The sequence below is a fragment of the Longimicrobium sp. genome, from assembly GCF_036280135.1.
Classification (GTDB): Bacteria; Gemmatimonadota; Gemmatimonadetes; order Longimicrobiales; family Longimicrobiaceae; genus Longimicrobium.
Genome location: NZ_DASURI010000764.1, coordinates 1 through 3,495, shown reverse-complemented (window position 1 = coordinate 3,495; position 3,495 = coordinate 1). Strand labels below are relative to the sequence as shown.

Annotated in this window: 2 protein-coding genes; both read right to left on the bottom strand. The window is 75.1% G+C overall.

Annotated features, from left to right (window positions below):
• Positions 1 to 233 precede the first annotated feature (233 nt).
• A complete protein-coding gene (locus tag VFZ20_RS24735) occupies positions 234 to 638 on the bottom strand; it encodes a DUF3568 family protein (RefSeq protein WP_329686635.1) in 405 nt (134 codons plus the stop codon).
• 152 nt (positions 639 to 790) lie between these two features.
• On the bottom strand, positions 791 to 3,495 hold a 2,705-nt coding region (locus tag VFZ20_RS24730; protein WP_329686634.1), incomplete at its 5' end, for an ATP-binding protein.

The following is a 3,495-nucleotide window of genomic DNA, read 5'->3' as shown; positions in this document are numbered from 1 at the left end:
ACCCATCACCGGAACCGGGATGACCCTGCGTCCGCACGGATGCGGTGATGTGCGGGCGGAAGCGACGGAGACCTGCGCCGAGACCGCTCCCGCCGCGCGGGGCGACGGGAGCGGGGCACCTGCGGCACACTCGGAGGGATGGGTGGTGGGGTGCGGCGCCCTGTCAGGGGGCACCGGGCGGGAAACGATCGCGGCGGGCCGGAGAGCGTCCGCCCGCCGCGACCGGGTCATCATCAGAAGCCCTGCACGATGCGCTGCATGATGGAGCGGGCGTATTCCTGGTCCCACTTCGCGACGCCGTCGCGCACGGAGACGCGCACGCGGGTGGTGGCCCCACCGCCGTCCAGTTCCACGTGCACGGCATCCCCTTCCGGCGCCACGCCGTGGATCTCCACCTCGCGGTCGTCGGGCTCCACTTCACGGTCCTGGATGGAGATCCGCATCTCCGCCAGCACCGTCCGCGTGCGTAGCGCCACGTCGGCCAGGGGGGCGTTCACGGTGCTCTCGGCCTTCTGGTCCGTCAGGTAGACGCCCGCCGCCGCCCCGCCTCCCGCCGCCGCGGCGGCCCAGCATCCACTCCCCGCCGACACCGCCAGCAGCACGGCCATCCCCGCGCCCATGCGTCGCATCGTTCTCATCGAACGCTCCTCCAGAAGGGGGTTCTCCCACGGCCTCGCGCCGGGACCTGTGGAGAAGTTAACGTGTTGCGAACAAGGGAGATTGAAGGATCTTGACCGGCTCCGCCCACCGGCGTTCCGCGGCCGGAGGCGGGGGCGGCGCGGCCGGCCGGTCAGGCGGCCGGACTCCCGCGCTCGTCCGCCGGCGCGTGCACGGGAAGGGTGATCCAGAACGTGCTCCCCTTGCCTGGGGTGCTGTCCACGCCGATGCGGCCGTGGTGCGCCTCCACGATCCCCCTGGCGATGGCGAGGCCCAGCCCGGCCCCCCGCCGGTCCCCCTCGCTGGCCTTCCAGAAGCGGTCGAACACGCGGCCCGCCTGCTCCGCCGTGAGGCCGGGACCCGTGTCCGTCACGCAAATGCGCGCTTCGGACCCCGCCGCGGCCGCGTGCAGCCGCACGGTGCCCCCTTCGGGAGTGAACTTGAGGGCGTTGCCCAGCAGGTTGGCCAGCACGCGGGCCATCTGCCGCTCGTCCAGCTCCACCTCCGGCAGCCCCGGCTCCACGTCGCACTCCAGCCGCAGCCCACCCGCGGAGGCCAGCGTTCCCCACTGCTCGCACGTCTGGCCAAGCAGGGCGTACAGGCTGTGGGGGGACAGGTGGACGGCAAAGCGCCCGGCCTCGATCTGCGTCACGTCCAGCAGGTCGCCGATGAGCTGGTTCATCTGGTTCGCCGCGCGGCGGATGACGTCCAGCCACTTGCGCGTCTCCTCGCGGCGCTCGCGCCCGGTCTCCGAGAGGAGCACGGCCGTCGTCACCAGGGTGCTGAGCGGACCGCGCAGGTCGTGCGAGACCACGCCCAGCACCTCTTCGCGCGCGCTCAGGGCGTGCTGCACCGTCTCGTACAGCCGCGCGTTCTCCAGCGCCAGCGCCGCGCGCACGGCCAGGTCCTTGGCCACGATCAGGTCCATGGCGTCGTAGCGGCGGCCCGGCTGCGACAGCCCCAGGAGCATGACCGCGCCCAGGCGGTCGTGGGCCCGGATGGGAACCACCATGTAGGAATGCACCCCCAGCCGCCGCGCGTTGCCGTCCCCGAACACCCGGTCCAGCCCCGCCAGCGCCGCCGCGTCGCACTCCGTGCAGAGGGACGGCTCGCCGCTGGCCACGGCGGCCAGGATGGGGTGCTCCGGGTCGCGCGTGCCCGCCGAAAGGCAGGAGGAGGGGTTCAGCAGCCGCTCGCGGGCTTGGCGGCCGTGGGCCGCGGCGGCGCGGCGCACGTCGCCGTTGGGCTCCACCAGGTCCAGCACGCACAGGTCCGCCAGGGCGGGGATGCACAGCCGCGCCAGGTTGGCGGCCGTCACCCCTACGTCCAGCGTGGCGTCCAGCAGGGCGCTGGCGCGGGCCAGGAAGCGCTGGCTCTCCTCCGTGCGCTTGCGCTCGGTCACGTCCACCATCCACCCGATCACCCGCACGGGCTCGCCCCGGGGGTTGCGGACGAGGTACGCGCGGTTGTGCACGGTGGCGTAGGTCCGGTCCCCCCGCAGAAAGCGGTACTCGTCCGCCCACGCGTCGCCGATCCCCGCCACGGCCTGCTGCAGCCCGGCCATCACGCGCTCGCGGTCCTCGGGGTGGATGCGCTCCACCTGCCACTCCAGGGTGGCGCGCACCTCGTGGGGCGCGTAGCGAAAGCGCCGGGGCCCGGCCTCGTTCCACGTGGTGCGGCCCGTGGCCAGGTCCCACTCCCAGGTCACGTCGTTCGTGGCCAGCTCCAGCAGCCGCAGCCGCTCGTCGCTCTGCAGCAGGGCGTGCTCGCGCAGGGCGCGCTGGGTCACGTCCACCAGGTAGCCGCGGTACTCGACCACCGCGCCGTCCGGGCCCAGGGTGGCGGCCAGCCGGGCCACCACGTGCGCGGTGGTGCCGTCGTGCCGCGCCACCTCCAGCTCCTCGGGGCCGCCGGGCTGGCCGCCCCGCAGGCGCTCCACCCGGGCAGCCAGCGGGCCGGGCTCCGGCTCCAGGCGCCCCAGCTCCATCCCCACCGCCGCCTCCGGGGAGGGAAGCCCCAGGATGCGCGCGAACTCCGCGTTGCACGCCACGATGCGGCAGTCCGGCGCCGCGATCACCACCCCGCTCAGGTCGTCCTCGAAGGCGCGGCGGTAGCGGCCGGCTTCGGCCCGCAGCGCCTCTTGGTCGTCCGGACCGTCCTCCAGGTCGCGCACGGCGCCCGCCAGGACGAAGCGGTCCCCCAGCTCCACCCGGCGCACGCACAGCTCCGCGCGCGCGGGGGTGGCGCCGCGCCGGCGGATCTCCGTGCACACGTGCACGTCCGCGGCATAGGGCTCCGGGCCCTCCAGCCGGGCCAGCAGCCGGCCGTGGTCGTGGTCCAGCAGCAGGTTCTCGGGCAGCTCCATGGCGATCATCTCCTCCATGCTGTAGCCGGCGATGCGCGCCAGCTCGGGGTTGGTCCAGGTGATCCTGCCGCCTTCCGTCGTGAACATCCCCACCCGCGGAGCGTGCCGCGACCCGGGGGGGCCCTCCGCGCCGGCCACCGCGGCCCGCGCCCGGGCCAGCGCGTCCTCCACCCGCGCCCGCTCGTCGCGGGCCTCCATCTCCGCCACGTCTCCCGCGGCGATCAGCGCCAGCTCGTGCAGCAGCACGCGGTCGTCGCGCTGCCAGCGGCGGGGGAGCCAGTCCATGGCCGCCAGGGTGCCCAGCACCCGGCCCGCGGGGTCCAGCAGGGGCGCGGCCAGGCAGGCGACCACCCCCGCCTCGGCCAGGCTCCCCACCCCGGGCAGGTGGCTGCGGCGGGCGTCGCGCACGGCCACGACCGCGGCGGCCCGGCGGCGGCGGGTGAGCCGCTCCAGGGGAAGGGAGAGGTCCGGCG